General features: G+C 61.4%; 18 protein-coding genes and 1 pseudogene. 10 read left to right on the top strand and 9 right to left on the bottom strand.

The genetic code is table 11. From position 1 onward, the window contains the following. Positions 1-107: 107 nt before the first annotated feature. Positions 108-1460 carry a spinster family MFS transporter gene (locus K5H97_RS09015; protein ID WP_028690504.1) on the top strand — a complete coding sequence of 451 codons (1353 nt, stop codon included), beginning with the start codon at positions 108-110 and terminating at the stop codon, positions 1458-1460. Positions 1461-1505: 45 nt separating this feature from the next. Here the strand turns inward: K5H97_RS09015 and K5H97_RS09020 are convergent, their stop codons facing one another. Continuing rightward, the gene (locus K5H97_RS09020; protein WP_051555661.1) at positions 1506-2330 is read right to left on the bottom strand and encodes a helix-turn-helix domain-containing protein; all 825 of its coding nucleotides are present in this window, start codon (positions 2328-2330) and stop codon (positions 1506-1508) included. A gap of 112 nt (positions 2331-2442) precedes the next feature. On the opposite strand from K5H97_RS09020, the gene K5H97_RS09025 reads away from it, so the two are divergent. Beyond that, positions 2443-2757 (top strand): hypothetical protein, encoded by a 315-nt coding sequence (locus K5H97_RS09025; protein ID WP_028690506.1) that lies wholly within the window; start codon positions 2443-2445, stop codon positions 2755-2757. Continuing rightward, positions 2754-3185, top strand: a complete 432-nt coding sequence (locus tag K5H97_RS09030) for an MAPEG family protein (protein WP_028690507.1) — start codon at positions 2754-2756, stop codon at positions 3183-3185. Before K5H97_RS09025 ends, K5H97_RS09030 begins: the two co-directional genes overlap by 4 nt. Before the next feature lie 47 nt (positions 3186-3232). On the opposite strand, the gene K5H97_RS09035 is transcribed toward K5H97_RS09030, so the two are convergent. Continuing rightward, a complete protein-coding gene (locus K5H97_RS09035) occupies positions 3233-4024 on the bottom strand; it encodes a helix-turn-helix transcriptional regulator (RefSeq protein WP_028690508.1) in 792 nt (263 codons plus the stop codon). A gap of 138 nt (positions 4025-4162) precedes the next feature. Here K5H97_RS09035 and K5H97_RS09040 point away from each other — a divergent pair, with 138 nt between their 5' ends. The 3 genes from K5H97_RS09040 (at position 4163) to K5H97_RS09050 (ending at position 6987) form a co-directional block, all read left to right on the top strand. Beyond that, positions 4163-5266, top strand: a complete 1104-nt coding sequence (locus K5H97_RS09040; RefSeq protein ID WP_028690509.1) for a polyamine ABC transporter substrate-binding protein — start codon at positions 4163-4165, stop codon at positions 5264-5266. A gap of 187 nt (positions 5267-5453) precedes the next feature. Then, positions 5454-6326: a contractile injection system protein, VgrG/Pvc8 family gene (locus K5H97_RS09045; RefSeq protein WP_028690510.1), complete on the top strand. Its 873-nt coding sequence runs from the start codon at positions 5454-5456 to the stop codon at positions 6324-6326. A 118-nt stretch (positions 6327-6444) separates the two neighbouring features. After that, complete coding sequence (locus K5H97_RS09050) at positions 6445-6987, top strand: hypothetical protein (protein WP_028690511.1); 543 nt, start codon at positions 6445-6447, stop codon at positions 6985-6987. Positions 6988-7000: 13 nt separating this feature from the next. Here the strand turns inward: K5H97_RS09050 and K5H97_RS09055 are convergent, their stop codons facing one another. The 3 genes from K5H97_RS09055 to K5H97_RS09065 form a co-directional block, all read right to left on the bottom strand. Next, complete coding sequence (locus K5H97_RS09055) at positions 7001-7387, bottom strand: hypothetical protein (RefSeq protein ID WP_028690512.1); 387 nt, start codon at positions 7385-7387, stop codon at positions 7001-7003. Further along, positions 7377-8036 carry a hypothetical protein gene (locus tag K5H97_RS09060; protein ID WP_051555662.1) on the bottom strand — a complete coding sequence of 220 codons (660 nt, stop codon included), beginning with the start codon at positions 8034-8036 and terminating at the stop codon, positions 7377-7379. Before K5H97_RS09060 ends, K5H97_RS09055 begins: the two co-directional genes overlap by 11 nt. 124 nt (positions 8037-8160) lie before the next feature. After that, the gene (locus tag K5H97_RS09065) at positions 8161-8976 is read right to left on the bottom strand and encodes a carbon-nitrogen hydrolase family protein (protein WP_028690513.1); all 816 of its coding nucleotides are present in this window, start codon (positions 8974-8976) and stop codon (positions 8161-8163) included. A 123-nt stretch (positions 8977-9099) separates the two neighbouring features. Here K5H97_RS09065 and K5H97_RS09070 point away from each other — a divergent pair, with 123 nt between their 5' ends. From K5H97_RS09070 to K5H97_RS09085, 4 genes are all read left to right on the top strand, one after another. Next, a complete protein-coding gene (locus K5H97_RS09070) occupies positions 9100-9912 on the top strand; it encodes a LuxR C-terminal-related transcriptional regulator (RefSeq protein WP_028690514.1) in 813 nt (270 codons plus the stop codon). A gap of 281 nt (positions 9913-10193) precedes the next feature. Next, a complete protein-coding gene (locus K5H97_RS09075; RefSeq protein WP_028690515.1) occupies positions 10194-11510 on the top strand; it encodes an APC family permease in 1317 nt (438 codons plus the stop codon). 82 nt (positions 11511-11592) lie between these two features. After that, complete coding sequence (locus K5H97_RS09080; protein ID WP_028690516.1) at positions 11593-12756, top strand: AAA family ATPase; 1164 nt, start codon at positions 11593-11595, stop codon at positions 12754-12756. Between the two features lie 26 nt (positions 12757-12782). Next, the gene (locus tag K5H97_RS09085; protein WP_028690517.1) at positions 12783-13187 is read left to right on the top strand and encodes a DUF7878 domain-containing protein; all 405 of its coding nucleotides are present in this window, start codon (positions 12783-12785) and stop codon (positions 13185-13187) included. Positions 13188-13542: 355 nt separating this feature from the next. Here the strand turns inward: K5H97_RS09085 and K5H97_RS09090 are convergent. From K5H97_RS09090 to K5H97_RS09105, 4 genes and pseudogenes are all read right to left on the bottom strand, one after another. Then, a pseudogene (locus tag K5H97_RS09090) lies at positions 13543-13983 on the bottom strand (GNAT family N-acetyltransferase); the annotation flags it as partial. A 176-nt stretch (positions 13984-14159) separates the two neighbouring features. Further along, positions 14160-14429 carry a DUF3077 domain-containing protein gene (locus K5H97_RS09095; RefSeq protein WP_028690518.1) on the bottom strand — a complete coding sequence of 90 codons (270 nt, stop codon included), beginning with the start codon at positions 14427-14429 and terminating at the stop codon, positions 14160-14162. 198 nt (positions 14430-14627) lie between these two features. After that, positions 14628-14873 carry a hypothetical protein gene (locus K5H97_RS09100; RefSeq protein WP_028690519.1) on the bottom strand — a complete coding sequence of 82 codons (246 nt, stop codon included), beginning with the start codon at positions 14871-14873 and terminating at the stop codon, positions 14628-14630. Positions 14874-15367: 494 nt separating this feature from the next. After that, the gene (locus K5H97_RS09105; RefSeq protein WP_155952680.1) at positions 15368-16081 is read right to left on the bottom strand and encodes an SLATT domain-containing protein; all 714 of its coding nucleotides are present in this window, start codon (positions 16079-16081) and stop codon (positions 15368-15370) included. Positions 16082-16100: the final 19 nt, after the last annotated feature.

Consider the following 16100-nt stretch of genomic DNA (forward strand, 5'->3'; position numbering starts at 1 on the left):
ATCGGCTGGTATCAACGCGATCAATGTTGGCAGACGATGACCTGATGTCCCTCTAGATTGCAAAGGCGTGCTGGAAGCCCCGAACAACAATAACGAGGGACCCGACTATGCCCACCGCCACCCAAGCGTCCAACGCCTGGCGCATCCTGTTCCTGCTGTTCCTGGCCAACCTGTTCAACTTCTTCGACCGCACCATCCCCGCCATCGTCATCGAGCCGATCCGCCTGGAGTGGCACCTGAGCGACTTCCAGATCGGCATCATCGGCACCGCCTTCACCCTGGTCTACGCCATCGCCGGCCTGCCGCTGGCGCGTATCGCCGACACCGGCTCGCGCAGCCGGCTGATGGGCTGGGGCCTGCTGGTCTGGAGCGGGCTGACGGCGGTCAACGGCATGGTCGGCAGTTTCTGGAGTTTTTTGCTGGTACGCATGGGCGTGGGCATCGGCGAGGCCAGCTACGCGCCGGCCGCCAACTCCCTGATCGGCGACCTGTTCCCGGCCGGACGACGGGCGAGGGCGATGGGCATCTTCATGCTTGGCCTGCCGCTGGGCCTGCTGCTGGCATTCTTCACCATCGGTGCGATGGTCCAGGCCTTCGACAGCTGGCGCGCGCCGTTCTTCATCGCCGCCGTGCCTGGCGTGCTGCTGGCGCTGTTCATCTTCATGATCCGCGAGCCCGCGCGCGGCGCGGCGGAGACGGTGGCCACCGCCCAGGCCCCGCTGGACCGCCCCCTGCGCCGGGTGTTGAGCGTGCCCACCTTCGCCTGGCTGGTGCTGGCGGGGCTGACCTTCAACTTCGCCTCGTATGCTTGCAACTCGTTCATGGTGCCGATGCTGCAGCGCTACTTCGCGTTGCCGCTGCACGACGCTGCGGTGGCCACCGGGATGATCGTCGGCCTGAGCGGCCTGGTGGGCCTGACCCTTGGCGGCTGGATGGCCGACAAGGTGCACCAGCGCTTCGCCAACGGCCGTCTGGTGTTCGCCGCGTTGAGCATGCTGGTGGCGACCTTGTGTACCGCCTGGGCGCTGCATGCCGGGCGCATCGAACTGGGGGTGTTCGTGGCGGTGTTCGGGGTCGGCTGGCTGTTCTCCTACAACTTCTACACCTGCGTGTACACCGCCATCCAGGACGTGGTGCAACCGCGCCTGCGGGCCACGGCCATGGCGCTGTTCTTCGCTGGGCTGTACCTGCTGGGTGGCGGCCTGGGGCCGGTGGTGGTCGGTGGACTGTCGGATCATTTTGCCGTGTCGGCCATGGCGGCGGCGGGCGAGGTGGCGATGAGCGAAGCGTTCAAGGCCCAGGGGCTGCATGACGCGATGTACCTGATCCCCGTGGCCCTGTTGCTGACCATGGTGTTCCTGCTGGCGGCCTCGCGGTGTTTCAGCCGGGATGCGCAGCGGATGCGCGAGGGCATGGTGCTGGATGGCGCAGCGGTGGCGGGGCAGGCGGCACAGGCCTGAATCCCAGTAGTTCGGTCAGATGTTGCGGCCTGATCATCATTGGTTTCATTGTTGCTGCTGCCGAGCCAGCCATTGATCAAAGGCCGCCGTCATTGTTCGCCACGTGGTGCCGTCGGCCGGTACCAGGTGTTCGATGCGCAGCGATGCCACCGTGATGTCCTGCGGCATGCCGAAGGTGGTGAAGGTGGACAGGAACCTAAGTTCGCCCTGGGCAGCACGCACCCGGGTCAGCACCAGCGGTGACGGCGGTGTGTCCGGCGCCAGTGCGGGTGGCACGGGCAAGCTTTGCAGCCGCCGAGCCAATTCTGGATTGCCCACCGCCTCCCTGGCCGCCCGCTGCCAGGCGATCGCCCGTATCTCATCGGCATTGACCAGATGATCACCCAGTCCGCCCGGGCGCAGCAGTGTGTCCAGCAGGTTCAGGCCCGAGGTGCTGCTCGTCGGTACGCCAACCATGGTGAACAACAGCCCGGCACTGGCATTGGCCGCCGTGATGTCCCAGTTGCTGGCGATGACGATGGCCGGTGCGGGGTTGTTGGCCTGCAGGATGTGCTCCACTGCGTCATGCACCATCTTCATGGCTGGGGCGTCCAGTGCCGAGGCCGTATAGCGTGGTGCGTAACCTGCCGCGAGGAACACCTCGTTGCAGTGTTCGAGCGGCACTTCCAGCGCGCTGAGCAGGGCATGCAGGGTGCTCGGGCTGGCCTTGGCGCGGCCGGTTTCGACGCAGCTCAGGTGGCGTTGCGACAGGCCGGCCACCAGCGCCAAGTCGAGCTGGCTGAGCCCGGCCTGGCGGCGTAGGCGGCGCAGGTGCTCTCCGGCATCGGTGATGGCAGGTGTGTGCATCGGGTGAAAGGGAGAAAGGCTCATGCGTCGACTCTGGCTGTCCTTGGCTGAAGCCTCCATGACCTGTGAGGTCATTGAGGCGGGGACGACTCTATCACTACCGTGACGGCAACATCGCCCCTGAAGGAATCGACGAATGAACGCACGATGGATCGCGCTGCCAGTGTTGTTGCTGTTCACCCTGTACACCGGTTGGACGTTGATGAGTGCCGAGCAATCACTTCTTGCCTTTGGCCTCGATCTGCTGTCCCGACCCGATACGGCCCAGGTCGTTATCGACCTGTATGTGATGGCCGGTCTGGGCTGTATCTGGATGGCAAACGACCAGCGCCAGCGGGGCGGGTCGTTGCTTGGTGTCTTGCCCTATCTGGTGCTGACGGCGCTGTTTGTCTCCCTGGGGCCGCTGCTGTACATCGTGGTCAAGGGCTTGGCGCAGAGGCCAGGGGCATGAGCGGCGCCCTGGCGGTCTACGCCTGCTGCGTAGTGGTGCTGTTCTTCAAGATGCTGGCGATTTCCTGCTACCAAGGTTACTTCCGCCTGCGTTTCCTGGCCTTCATCAACCGCGAGGATGCGGCGGTGTTCAAGCGCGCGGCTTGCCCTGCGGAACTGCCGCAGGTCACGCGGGCCATGCAGGCCTGGCGCAACGATCTGGAGAACATCCCGATGTTCCTCGCGCTGGGCGGCCTGGCGGTCGTACTGGAGGCGCCGGTTGCCATGACGGCTTGGCTGAGCGGGGTATTCACCGTGGCCAGGGTGTCGCATACGGTGACTTACCTGGCGGGTATCCAGCCGTGGCGGACGGTGAGTTATGGCGTGGGGGTAATCTGTTTGATCGGGTTGGCGACCTTGGTCATCGAGGCGCTGGCATCGACGCCTTGAAGGTCTGCCAGGCGTGCAGCAGCCGGCGGCAGGCAAGATGCCTGAATTCAACTGGTACAGAAAGCATCCGACTTCGGCACAAAGAAGCGAGCAAACAATTCCGACTGCGACTTGATGTTCAACTTGGCGTAAATGTTCCGGCGGTGCACTTTCACCGTTTCCGCCGAGAGTGAAAGCTTTCCGGCAATCTCTTTGTTGGAGAAACCGCTCAGCAGCAGTCTCAGTACATCGCTTTCACGGGTGGTGATCTGCGCGCCCAGCTGGGTCAGTGTTTCCTGCCAGGGCGGTACCTCGACAAGGTCCTTCTCGACATCCACCTCGAAGGCCATGCGCTGGTGCATCAAGGCCGTCACCCAGGGCTTGATCAGGTCGAGGATGGTGATCTGTTCCTGGCTGAAGCGCGCCTTGCTGCCAATGGAGATGCACAGCGTGCGGTCAGCGTCGAGCTGAACGTTGTACTGCGCCTCATCGGCCGAGATGTAGTGCGCGAAGTACTGGTGGTAGTACTCGGTTTCGAGAAAGTACTCCGGCGCGATATCCAGCAGGTGGAAGAACCCGCTCTGCGGGTTTTCCCGGTTGGCGATGTAGAACGGGTCCAGCAGGTAGAGCCCCTTCACATAGCGATGGATGAACGCGTTGACCTCTTCGGCATCCGCCACCTCGGGCAGGCTCACCACTTCCACTTGCTGGCTGGCGAAGATCAATACCACCCAGTTGTCGATCTGCACGTACTCGTTCAATACCCGAACCAGCGAACTCCAGAACGCCGGACGGTCGAGCTGCATGATCAGCTTGCCGATCGATCGGTGCCAGGCCAGGCTTTGCAGGTCGAACGGCATTATCTACCCCTTTTGGGTTAGGAACTCGCAGGTCAGAGGTAAGTATTCCGAGGTATTTACTATCCGGTCCTGCCCGGTATAGTCGCTCACTGGGCCTAGGATGGCCGTGAAGATACATCGATTCGATAAGGATGTTGCATGAGAAGGTCACGTTTGCGAACCCTTTTTTCGGCCTCGCTGCTCTGCGCAGGGATCAGCACCTCGGTGCTGGCCGCCCAGCCCGGGATGCACCTGTACAACTGGTTCGGGCTGCTCGCGCCGGAGACGCCGAAGGCGTTCGAGCAGGAAACCGGCACCCGCGTGCACATGGACGCGTTCGACAGCGCCGACATCATGCAGAGCAAGGTCATGGCCGGGCGCACCGGGTATGACGTGGTGGTGGCGACCTCCAACGTGCTGCCCAGCCTGATCTCGGCGGGCGTGCTGCAACCGCTGGACCGTGCGCAACTGGGCAACCTGTCGCATATCGACCCCGATATCCTCGCCCAGCTGGCGGTCAACGACCCCGGCAACCGCTACGCGGTGCCCTACCTGTGGGGCACCACCGGCATCGGCTACGACGTCGACAAGGTCAAGGCCGCGTTGGGCGACCAGGCGCCGGTGGACAGCTGGGACCTGATCTTCAAGGAAGAGAACATCAGCAAGCTCAAGTCCTGCGGCGTGGCGATGCTCGACTCGCCCAGCGAGATCATCTCGATTGCCCTGAACTACCTGGGCCTGCCCAGCAACAGCAGCAATCCTGCGGATTACCAGAAGGCGCAAGACCTGCTGATGAAGATCCGCCCCTACGTGCTGTATTTCGACTCGTCGCGCATCGACACCGACATGGCCGACGGCAATATCTGCGCGGTGGTCGGCTGGGCCAACGGTGCCCTGGCCGCGCAGGTCCTCAACGAGAAGAACAACACCGGGCGCAGGATCGGCTACAGCCTGCCGCGCGAAGGCGCGCTGGTGTGGTCGGAAAACCTGGTGCTGCTCAAGGATGCGCCCCATCCCAAGGCAGGCATGGCGTTCATCAACTACATGATGCGCCCGGAAGTGATCGCCAAGACCTCGAACCACACCCTGTACCCCAACGCCAACAAGGACGCCACCCAGTTCGTCGAACAGGCGCTGCGGGACAACCCGTGGATCTACCCCGACAAGAAGACGATTGCCACGTTGATCCCGCTCGAGCCGCTGCCGTTGAAACTGGAGCGGATCCGCACGCGGGTCTGGACCAAGGTGAAGAGTGGCGTCTGACTTGAGTTGACGTGTCGGCAGCTGCCCGGTGCAAGGGAGTACCGGACAGCGCGTTGACCAAGGGTGCCTGCGGCCCATTGCTCCAAGCACCAGCGAACACCATCGTCTCGCGGTATCCGGCTGCTCAGCCGAGGCGGGTGATGGTCTTGCGTACCTGATTTCATCTTGAGCCGGAGGAGAACAGCGGATGTTCAGCCCAGCCCAGAAGACATATTTGAACTTGACGATCGAAGGTGTGGAGCACGATTTCCAGGTGCTCGGCTACACCGGGGAAGCGGTGGCCAACAGGCCTTTCTTTTTCAACGTGGAACTGGCCAGCGAATGGCCCGACCTGGACCTTGAACGCTTCCTCGACCTCGAGGCGTTCTTCAGCTTCGACATGAACGGCAATGGCATCCATGGGCGGATCTACCACATCGCGCCGATGAGGCAGGCCCCGTGTTCGACGCGTTACAGGTTGACCCTGGTGCCGCACTTGTCCTACCTGCGTCACCGCATCAACCAGCGGATCTTTCAACAGTTCTCGGTGCCCAGGATCGTTGCCCTGATCCTGGAAGAGCATGGAATTGTGGGCGCCGCTTACCGCTTCGAGCTGAGTGCGAGCTACCCCGAGCGCGACTACTGCACTCAGTATGGCGAAACGGACCTGCACTTCGTCCAGCGCTTGTGTGAAGAGGAGGGCATCCGCTTTCACTTCCAGCACAGTGCCCAGGGCCACGTGCTGGTGTTTGCCGATGGCCAGGCGGTGCTGCCGTGGGGCGTGCTGTATCGTCCGCCCCTGGTTCATGCCAAACCACGGGTGGCGGGGAGCCAGACCGCCGTGGTGATTGCCGTGGAGGATGACGAGAGCCCGTGTGATCAGAGGCTTGCCCGGATTCAGGTGAAGTTTCCCTGGGATCCTGAGGACAGGTTTGATGACAAGAGTTGTTGTTGGCTGTCGGTGGCGTCCGATTGGCCTTGCGCGGTCACGCCTCCGCGAACGGGCATGGAGGTGATGGTCTCATTTCTCGGAAACGATCCCGATCAGCCGCGGGTCAGTGGGTGCCTGTGCTGCCGATAGCCTCATTCTGGCCACGGCAGCTTTATCCGAAATTATTCCAGGTTGATAATTATTGGCATCCCATAATTGCGAATAAACTCATGGTTGACGATTCCCTGCCCCCCGGTGGTGCGCACCGATGAATATCGACTCTCGATATGGTGTGATTGCCGTCGTTGACGAGCCGACCTACACGTTCGACTCCACAGACAATATCCGGTGTTATGCGCGGGAAATCATCCTGGGCGACGATGGCGTGTCATCGGTTCATGGCGTAATGCTGGACGACTTCGGCCTGCTGGTGGTCGGTGCCGGCGGAGGCGGGACAGGAGTACATGCACAGTCGGCGCTGGTGATCGACGACAAGCTGCTATTGGCCGTGGGCAACCAGATTGCCTGCGTGTCGCTGACCGCTCCCCATGACCTGCTTTGGTCGCGCAAGGTGGATCTGGCGACGTGTTTCGGTCTCTATTGGGCTGCGCGGCAGCGTGCACTGATTTCGCACGGCGAGCTGGAAATCACAGGTTTGTCCCTTGAGGGCGACGTTATCTGGAAGGCCATGGGTGCCGACATCTTCACCGGGCGCTTTCAGCTGGCGCCTGACCATGTGGAAGTCGTGGATTTCTACGACACCGTCTACCGTTTTGATGTGGTGACGGGGGAAGCGTTGAAATGCAGTTGATGCACGTAGCCGGTTAAACGTCGCGATGCAATCCTTCTGCGTCCTGCCAATACAAAGTTCGCTCGAATTGAAAGCTGATCACGAAGCGTGAGCCTGTCCGCGCAATGGCATTGGCAATCTTGTCCAGATCCGCCATCGGTGAATGCTCCTGCGGCCCAGGCCCTTTGATCCTGATGCTGGCGCGCGTGGCGACACTGAAGTCGAGCTGTTTGGTGTCCTCTGCATAGAGGGTGTGGTCGGTGATGACGAGGTCGGCGGTCAGCGTCAGCCATGACGGGAAGTAGGCTTCCAGGCTGTCGCTTGTACGCGTGACTTCAATCGCGCCAGCTGCTTGCAGGGCGTTTGCCAGTGCTGCTGCGTCAAGCGATGCGTCAGCTTCCAGGAACAGATCAAGGCTCAATGACGTTACCCTCGGTCGACGCTTCGAAGCGCTGGGCGACCCAGCATTCTTCCCCCAGGTGCAGAAAGGCTCCACCCAGCCGCCATAGCTCGAAGTAGGCGGTAAAGTCGATGTCCAGTGCAATGAGCGGGGCGGCGATGTACCAAGCCAGCCCATAGTCCGCCGCGATGCCGTACCAGGCCTCGAACAATGCGTAGTCGGCGGCGGTATGGCAGTCGGCGGCTTCGCGAACCGCATCCCCTAATGCTTCGCTGGCCCAGGTGCCCGGTATATCGAAGTTGTCGATAGCCTTGAGGTCGGCCATGGGCTTGCAGATCACCCGCGCATTGCGGGTCAGGGTCATCAGCTCTGAATCGCCCGTCCGCTCGAAAAAGTCGGCCTGCACATCCATCCATCGCCGGGTAGCGGCTGCCAGTTGTTCTGGCGTGCCTCGTTGCGTGGGGAGCAGGTACAGGTAGGGAAGCGTGCCGGCAGCCAGCACTTCCAACGTGCGCCTGGCCAGTTCGGGGGCGTGCTTGAAGCCTTCGAGGATGGTGGCCACCTCGTGGGGCTGGCCATGCTCCTTGAACAGCGCGATGAACTGGGATTTATCGATATCGCTGTGGCCTTCGACCAAGGCGCGCCAATCATCCAGCAGGGAGGTGTCCATTCGGCTTCCTTGGTTATGGGCGCGGGCATTGTGCATCGCGCTTCGGTTGTTGCGCCAGGGAACGAGCGCCGGGTTCGGGCCTCGTTGAATGGACCACTCCTGTCGGTTACGGGAGTGTCCTCCTTTAATCGATAACCAGCTCCCATACGCCACTGGCATGCTCGATCCGCTCACCCGGCAACCGGATGCGCTGGTTGGCGCTGTAGTCATGGAAGGCGCGGGCCTTGCCGATCAGCGACAGGTCCAGGGTCACGCTATGCCGCGACTCGCCACGCCCGGCCTCGAACAGCGTGTGGCCATACGGGTCCACCGCCAGGCTCGCCCCCACGAACACGCAGCCATCCGGCCCTTCGCCCACGCGGTTGGCAACCACAGCGAACACCTGGTTCTCCATCGCCCGGGCCATCACCGACACCCGGTGCACGTGATCCTCCGGTTCGGCCAGGCCATCGGTGATCAGCATCAACTGCGCGCCCAGGGCCTTCAGTGCCCGCGCTGTCTCGGGGAATTCGCTGTCGTAGCAGATCAACAGGCCCAGGCGCACGCCGCGCCATTCGACGGTGGCGAAGCGGTCGCCCGGCACGACGATGCCGTGCTCCGGCAACCACAGGTGGGTCTTGCGGTAGGTGAGCAGGATGCCTTCGGGGGCGATGAACAGGGTGGTGTTGTAGAAGGTGCCGCCGTCGTTCTCGTACAGCCCCAGCACCACCGCGACATTGTGCTGGCGCGCCGCCGCGACCACTGCCTGCACGGCATCGCCGTCGATGGCTTCGGACAGCATGCCGACGTCATCTGCTGTGAGAAAACCGGTCAGGTGCGACTCGGGGAACAGCAGGATATCGGTGTCCGGCGCGCACTGGGCCAGGGCCTCGAGGATGCCGCGCAGGTTGTGGGCGGTGTCGCCGTCGCGGGTTGTCGTCTGTACCACTTCGATCTTCATGGGCAATCCGTCTCGCTGGGCCCGACCCTTCCGCGGGCGAGTGACATTTGCGAAGGGTGGTGCAAGTATGAAAACAATCACTGGCAAAACAATCACTTCGACGGGTTAACCCGGGGGTAGGGCATGAGCTTGAGCCTGCAGGATCTTTCGTGGCACCAGGGTGTTGGCCAATGCATCGAGCACCTCGACCGCCCGAGCTTCTGGCGCACACTGGCCACGCTGCTCGGCGACTTCGTCGAGGTGGACACCTGGGTGGCGCTGCTGTTCAGCCACGACAAGCCGCTGATCTTCGACCAGAGCCCCTACGAGCGCGAGGGCATCGACCCGCTGGTGAGCGAGTACGCCAACGGCCTGTACCTGCTCGACCCGTTTTACATCAGCAGCCGCGAGCGGCCGCTGACCGGCCTGGTGCGCCTGGCCGACGTGGCCCCGGAGCAGTTCCAGCAGACCGACTACTACCGCCTGTACTTCACCCACAACGTGGTCGCCGACGAGGTGCAGTTCAACCTGGCCCTGGGCGATGGGCGCACGCTGTGCCTGTCGCTGGGCGGGCGCTCACGTTTCGACGCCCAGGCCATCGCCCAGCTGGAGCTGGTGCGCCCCTGGCTGATCGGCCTGCTGCGCCAGCGCCTGCACTTCGAACAACTGCCCGAGCGCGCACCGGCCAAGCCCGCGCTGGGCCTGGCCCAGGGGCGCGACGAAGCACGGCGGCAGCTGGAGTCGGTGCTCACGGCGCGGGAGCTGGATGTGGTGCGGCTGATCCTGTCGGGGCATTCGAACAAGGAGACGGCCATCAAGCTCAAACTGTCGGTCGAGACGGTGAAGGTCCATCGACGCAACGTGTACCGCAAGCTGGATGTGAACTCCCAGAGCGAGCTGTTCTCGCTGCTGTTCCTGGCCGGCGAAGACCTCGCCAGCCTGCAACCAGCGCCGTGATTCCCCCGCGCCATTACCCCCAGGTTAATCCTTCGACGTTATAGGAATCCGCACGGGGATCCGCATACTGGCCCTGCACCTTGTAGGCGCGGGCTAGCCCCGCGATCACCGGCAAAGCCGGTGCCTTCCCCCGAGTAACGTGCTGTGCACGCCGTCCCTGCGCCCCCGCGCAGCCAGACCGGCTGGGCAATTTCCTAGAACAATCACAAGAGGATGACCCATGGCTCAATTCGCTCACGGCCCGGCCCGTGGCATCGCCCCTGCGCGCCAGGAGGCCTCCCATGCCTGACGCCACCCCCGCAAAACTCTCCCTGACTTCCCTGACCGTCTTCGGCCTGGCCTACATGTGCCCGAGCCTGGCCATGGTGATCTTCGGCGTGATCTCCGAGCGCAGCGACGGCATCGCCCCCAGCGCCTTCCTGCTGGCCACCGGCGCCATGCTGCTGTCGGCCCTGAGCTACGCCAAGCTGTCTCGCCTGTTCCCGGTGTCCGGCTCGGCCTACTACTATGCCAAACGCCTGCTGGGCCCTGGCTGCGGCTTCGTGGTCGGCTGGGCGGTGCTGCTGGCCTACCTGTTCATGCCCATGGTCGCCTGGCTGCTGCAGTCGGTGTTTCTCAACGCCCAGTTCCCGCAGGTGCCCACCTGGGGCTGGCTTTTGATCAACATCGGCCTGACCACGGCGGTGACCGTCAGCGGCATGACCCTGACCGACCGCCTGAACAAAGTGCTCACGGTCTTCAGCGTGGCCCTGGTGCTGCTGTTCATTGGCTACTGCCTGCGCTATGTGGCCGGCCAGCCCCAGGTCGGCTTCACCCACCCCGTATGGAACGAACACAGCACCTTGACCGGCCTCACCGCCGCCGCCGCCATCGCCGCTTATTCGTTCCTCGGGTTCGACGCCGTGACCACCCTGGCCGAGGAGGCCGAGCAGCCCAAGCGCGACATCCCCCGGGCGGTGCTGCTGGTGATCAGCGTGGGCGGGCTGCTGTTCACGGCGGTGGCTTACCTGATGCAACTGAGCCACCCCGGTGGCCAGTTCGCCGACCCAGAGACTGCGACCTATGCGCTGTCGATCGAGGTGGGCGGGCAGTTCTTCGCCGACTTCGTCAACCTCGGCGGCATCGTCGCCGGCTTCGCCTCGTGCCTGGCGGTGCAGGTCAGCGCCAGCCGCTTGCTGTACTTCATGGGCCGCGAAGGCGTGCTGCCACCGCGTTGTTTCGCCAAGCTGCAGGGCACGGCGCGCACGCCGGTGTTCAACCTGCTGCTGATCGCCGGGCTGGGGTTGATCGGGATAGGCGCGGATGTGAGCTCGGCCGCTTCGCTGATCAACTTCGGCGCGTTCCTGGCGTTTGCGGCGGTGAATGTCTGCGTGATTGCGTACTACCTGCGCGAGCGGCGCAAGCAGCGGTTGAGCGGGATGGGGTTCGTGGTTTTTCCGCTGCTGGCGATTGGGGTGAACCTGTATCTGCTGTCGCTGTTGAGCACGGTGGTGATACTGGCCGGGGTGGCTTGGCTGGTGTGTGGCGGGTTGTACCTGATGTGGCTGATGGCGGCGTTCAGCAAGCCCACGCCGGGGTTGATGGAGGTTGAGTCTTGAGGTGTTGAGCAAGCCATTGCGGCTTTACATGGAATTATTCCAGGCCAATAATTATTGGTATCTCATAATTCAGGATAAACCCATGGCTGACATTTTCCTGCGCCCGGAACTGGCAGCCGATATGGCCAGGCAACTGCTCAAGCCCTCGGCACTGGATATCGGCCTGCGTTCCGGGTTGTTCCTGTCCGGCCTGCGCCGGACGGGCAAGACAACCTTTCTCAAGAACGATCTGATCCCGGCCCTGGAGGCACAGGGCGCACTGGTGATCTACGTCGACCTGTGGAGCGACACCCAGACAAGCCCGGTGAAACTGGTGCTGGCTGCCGTGCGCCAAGCCCTGCTCGAACTGCAGACACCGACCTCGTCGTTCATGCAGCGTCTCAAGCGCGTGCGTGGCGCCGAGGTGGAGGTGGCCGGTTTCAAGTTCGGTTTCAACCTCGATACCCTGGGTGAAGCAGGCGGCGTGACACTCGCCGAAGCGCTGACCGAAGCGGTGGACCAGGCCAAGGCGACTGTCGTGCTGATCGTCGACGAAGTGCAGCATGCCATCACCACAGAGGACGGGCAGCAGATGATGCTGGCCCTTAAGGCCGCGCGTGACGCCATCAACCCAAGACCCGCGACGCCTGGGCATTTCCTGTTCATCGGCACCGGCTCGCACCGGGCCATGGTCAACGAGCTGACCGCCCGGCGTAACCAGGCGTTTGCCGGCGCCACCAACGTGGCCTATCCGGTGCTGGACGAGGGCTATGTCGCGTTCTGGCTCCAGCGGCTCGCCGCGGACGGCCTCGATAACCTGCCTTCGCTGGAAGTGGCGACCGAGGCGTTCAAGACACTGGGCAGCCGGCCTGAAGAGTTCATCCGTGCCCTGCGTCAGTTGATTCACTCGCCCAGCCTCGGTTCCGGGGCGGATGTGGTGCTGCCGGTGATTGCGGCCACGCTACGCTCGGCGGCGGCCGACCTGGAACTGATGAAGGTCGAGGAACTGGGCGTGCTGGCCCAGGCCATTTTCGCCCGGATCGCCTCCGTGGATGGCGAGACGCGGGGCGTGTTTTCCAGCGAGGCGGCGGGCGAGTATTCGACGTTCGTGGGGCGTGAAGTGCGGGTGGAGGAGATCCAGCCGGTGGCCAATGAGTTGCTGGCGGCGAACCTGATCATTCGCCGGGGGCATGGCCTGTATGGCGTGACCGATCCGTTCGTGCAGGAGATCTGGCGGGAGCGCCAGGCGATGCTGGGTAAGCGCTGATAGACGTTCAGAGCAGGTGAACACCGATGAAGGTCGACTTTGAATTGCTCACATTGCCGGACGACATGTCGGGCTACAACGCGGCGGCCTTTACCGAGGGCCGCCTGAGCATTGAAGTGCAGGGGCGGGTGTTCTTGCAGGTGGAGTACTGCTTGCTGCTCGAATTGGCAAACGTGATGACGCAATGGTTGAAAGCCGTGGCCACCCGTGGGGCTCAGGATTTTTACTACGCCTCGATGGACGAAGAAGAGGAACCGATCATCGCGCTGCGCTACTGCCGCACCAGATCGGTCTTCTCACTATGGTCCTGTTGGGCGGTGTGCGAGCATGGTCCCGAAGTGACGCTGGAGCAGGCCAGCGAATGTTTCGAGCGGTATGTTCATGACTTGAAGCGGGCGATCGACAATCGCCTGCAGGCCGTTTCGCCCTGACAACCCATTCAAGCCTACGCGCAACCTGTAGGAGCGGGCTTGCCCCGCGATCACCGGCAATGCCGGTGCCAAACACTGCGACGCTCGAATGAACATCCTGCAAGGTTAGGCCGAGCGCATGTGAACGGACTCACTCATAACCCATTTTCAGGTTTTGGGCTTGGGTTGCCAATTCATCCATCGCTCTACGACTGGCTTCGTCTCGCTTGTCCTTGTAGGCAATCAGCTCGGAGAACGTGATAGCCCGTTCACCTTCAGCGCTGGAATGGGGGATTGCTCCCTCATCCAGCAGCTTTGCCAGATGCTCGCAAGAAACGTTAATCGCGAGGGCCGCCTCCGTCATGGTCAGCGTGGACTTTTCCATGACAATGGTGCGCTCCACGCCATTGAATTCATCACGAAGCTTCCGATACCCCAACCGCGCGTAGAACCCTTGGGCGGTGATGGATGAAGGAACGCGCAGTGCCGTGACACCTGCCCTGATCGCTGCAGCATGAACGGCCTCCATCAACCGTTTGCCGACACCTGTCCGATGATGGATTGGAGCGACGAACACTGTCCTGACAACCTCGCCATCCAGGCTTGCCGTCCCCAGCAATTCGTTTTGGTTGACTGCTACGAATACCATTCGGCTATCGAGCAATGCACTGACCGCCGCAGGTGAAAAGCTCTGCTCGACCTGGGCGATCACCTCTGCCGGGTAATCCTGCGAGTTGGATTCGCGCAGCGCCGCGATCACGATGCGGCTGATGGCTTCTGAGTCTTCGCGCTGAGCGCGGCGGATATGACATTCCATGGACGTATCCCGAATTGATGGCTCTACCACATAACCCTTGTGGGAGCGGCCTTGCGTCGCGAAAGGGCCGCAAAGCGGCCCCCGGTTTCTGATGTGTTGCGAAGATTGCCGGGGCTGCTAAGCAGCCCTTTCGCGACACAAGGCCGCTCCCACAGGGCCCGCGTTTGCCTGTGGCGTCAGTGCTTCATCCCCAACTCCGCATCATCCATCAGCGCCTTGGCCAGCGCGCTCAGGTAATACGACGCCCAGATCAACTGAGGCTTCTCCTCCATGATCCCGGTGATGGTCAGGTCGCACACGCAGCCCATCAACTCCGAAGCCTGTTCCCGTGCGTGCTGGCAAGGGATGCCGGGCTCGATGCAAAACAGCGGGTCGGTATGCCCTTCACCCTGGTAGAACTTGGTCTTGCCCACCGTGGTGTGGGACGTGGTGTCGTCTGTGCTCATTGCTCAATCTCCCTGAAATGATCGGTGCCTGGGCTTGCGCAATCGCGGGACAAGTCCGCTCCCACGGGTACATGTATCTCGCCGCATGTGGGGTGCTGCGCGTGGATCGCAGCTATGGATCACAGCGTGATTGAATTACAGCGTGGGAGCGGGCTTGCCCCGCGATTGCGTCAGCCCAGCCAACAAATGACTAAAGCCCTAGTGCAAAGTCCGGGGCTCCACCTGCGGCATCTGCACCTGAATCAACGCCGATTCGAGCAGCACCCGCAGCGCCTCCATTTCATGCATCGCGGCCATGACCAGAATCGACACGGGCGACTTGGGATGCAGCAGAACAGCCTGATGCGCCACGGTCTGCGCGCACAGGGCGTACTCGGTGGCCTGGATGATGGTGTCTTCGAGGGTGTGGTGGTTGTGGGGTGGATCGGGAACTATCTTCAGCATGGTTTTGTGCCCTTTGATGGGGCCGCTACCGGACTGCTGTCAAACAGGTAGGTGGCAGCTATGCATAGGTTGACAGACCGGCGGACACAAAAACCGGCGCACGCAAGCGTGCCCCATGCACAGCCGCCATAGAGGGCATGCAGTGCAGGTGTCGCGTCGCGGCCTGTCAAAGCCGATCGCTGATATGCAGCGACTTGCCGAGACTAGAACGCTGGCAGAGCGATCGCAACGTAAAAAAAGCGCTGAGAGTATATTTAGGAAATGGACTACAAGGAAGAGGGGGAATCTGATGCCCGCTGGGGCTTTTCTGAGAGTGGCTGTTTTTAGGGGGGGAACAATAAACATAAACAATATTCATTGATTGGCTCGTGCTTGCCAAGTACTACGAAAATTCATGGGTGAGCGACATTTTATTTGGTTCGGCATTTTTTGTGCCGCTCCCAAACAGCGTAGAGAGCGGCTGGCTAGTATTGTTTTTCCAGATCAGTTCGGAATTAGGTCGGCTTGATGTACTTGAATGTTTCCGGGTAGGCGTTTGTGATACCAATGAAGTCTGTCAAAAATAGGAGTTCTAATGCGATGATACAAAAGGGGGTTATGTACATCGAGTAAAGTATTGCGCTGGATTTTGCTTTGTAGTAAGCCCTGTCTAGCCCTTTGATTTCGTAGTCGCGAGACATATGAAGTCTTGAGATTAAGTAGTCATTATCTAGGTGTGTTTCGGATGTTGAGACTATAATTGAGTATTTTTCTCCGTAGGTTTTTATTGACTGGTCGTTTGTTGAACCTTTTACGATTTCCATTTCTAGGTCTCTGGCAAGAGACTTTAGAGTGTCAGCGCAGCGGCTGAGTTTTTCAGCGCGAACACCATAATCCGCTTTGGCAATGGTTACTGAGTAAACCAAGACGCAAACTGCGAAGAAAAGCTGCATCCCATTAGCTACGAGTTGTGGGAATATTTGAGTTATTCCTGAGCTTTGAAGTAGTGGGATGAGAATTAGCCCTAGAGAAAGTATTGTAGTGGCGGCAAAAGATACGTCATTTTTCATTCCTAAACGGATTGCAGCTCGATAACGACAGTTTGACGTAACGCGCATGTTAAGTAGTAATTTATCAGTCGGGTCCTTTGGGGCACGTAATCCTTTTTCTGAAATATGGTCAATTTTGGACTGGGGGCCTATGGGGAGATTTGCTGGGTTCGGTTTCACAATATACTTCCTTGTGTGG

Origin of the sequence: Pseudomonas mosselii, assembly GCF_019823065.1 — a bacterium.
Taxonomy (GTDB): Bacteria; Pseudomonadota; Gammaproteobacteria; order Pseudomonadales; family Pseudomonadaceae; genus Aquipseudomonas; species Aquipseudomonas mosselii.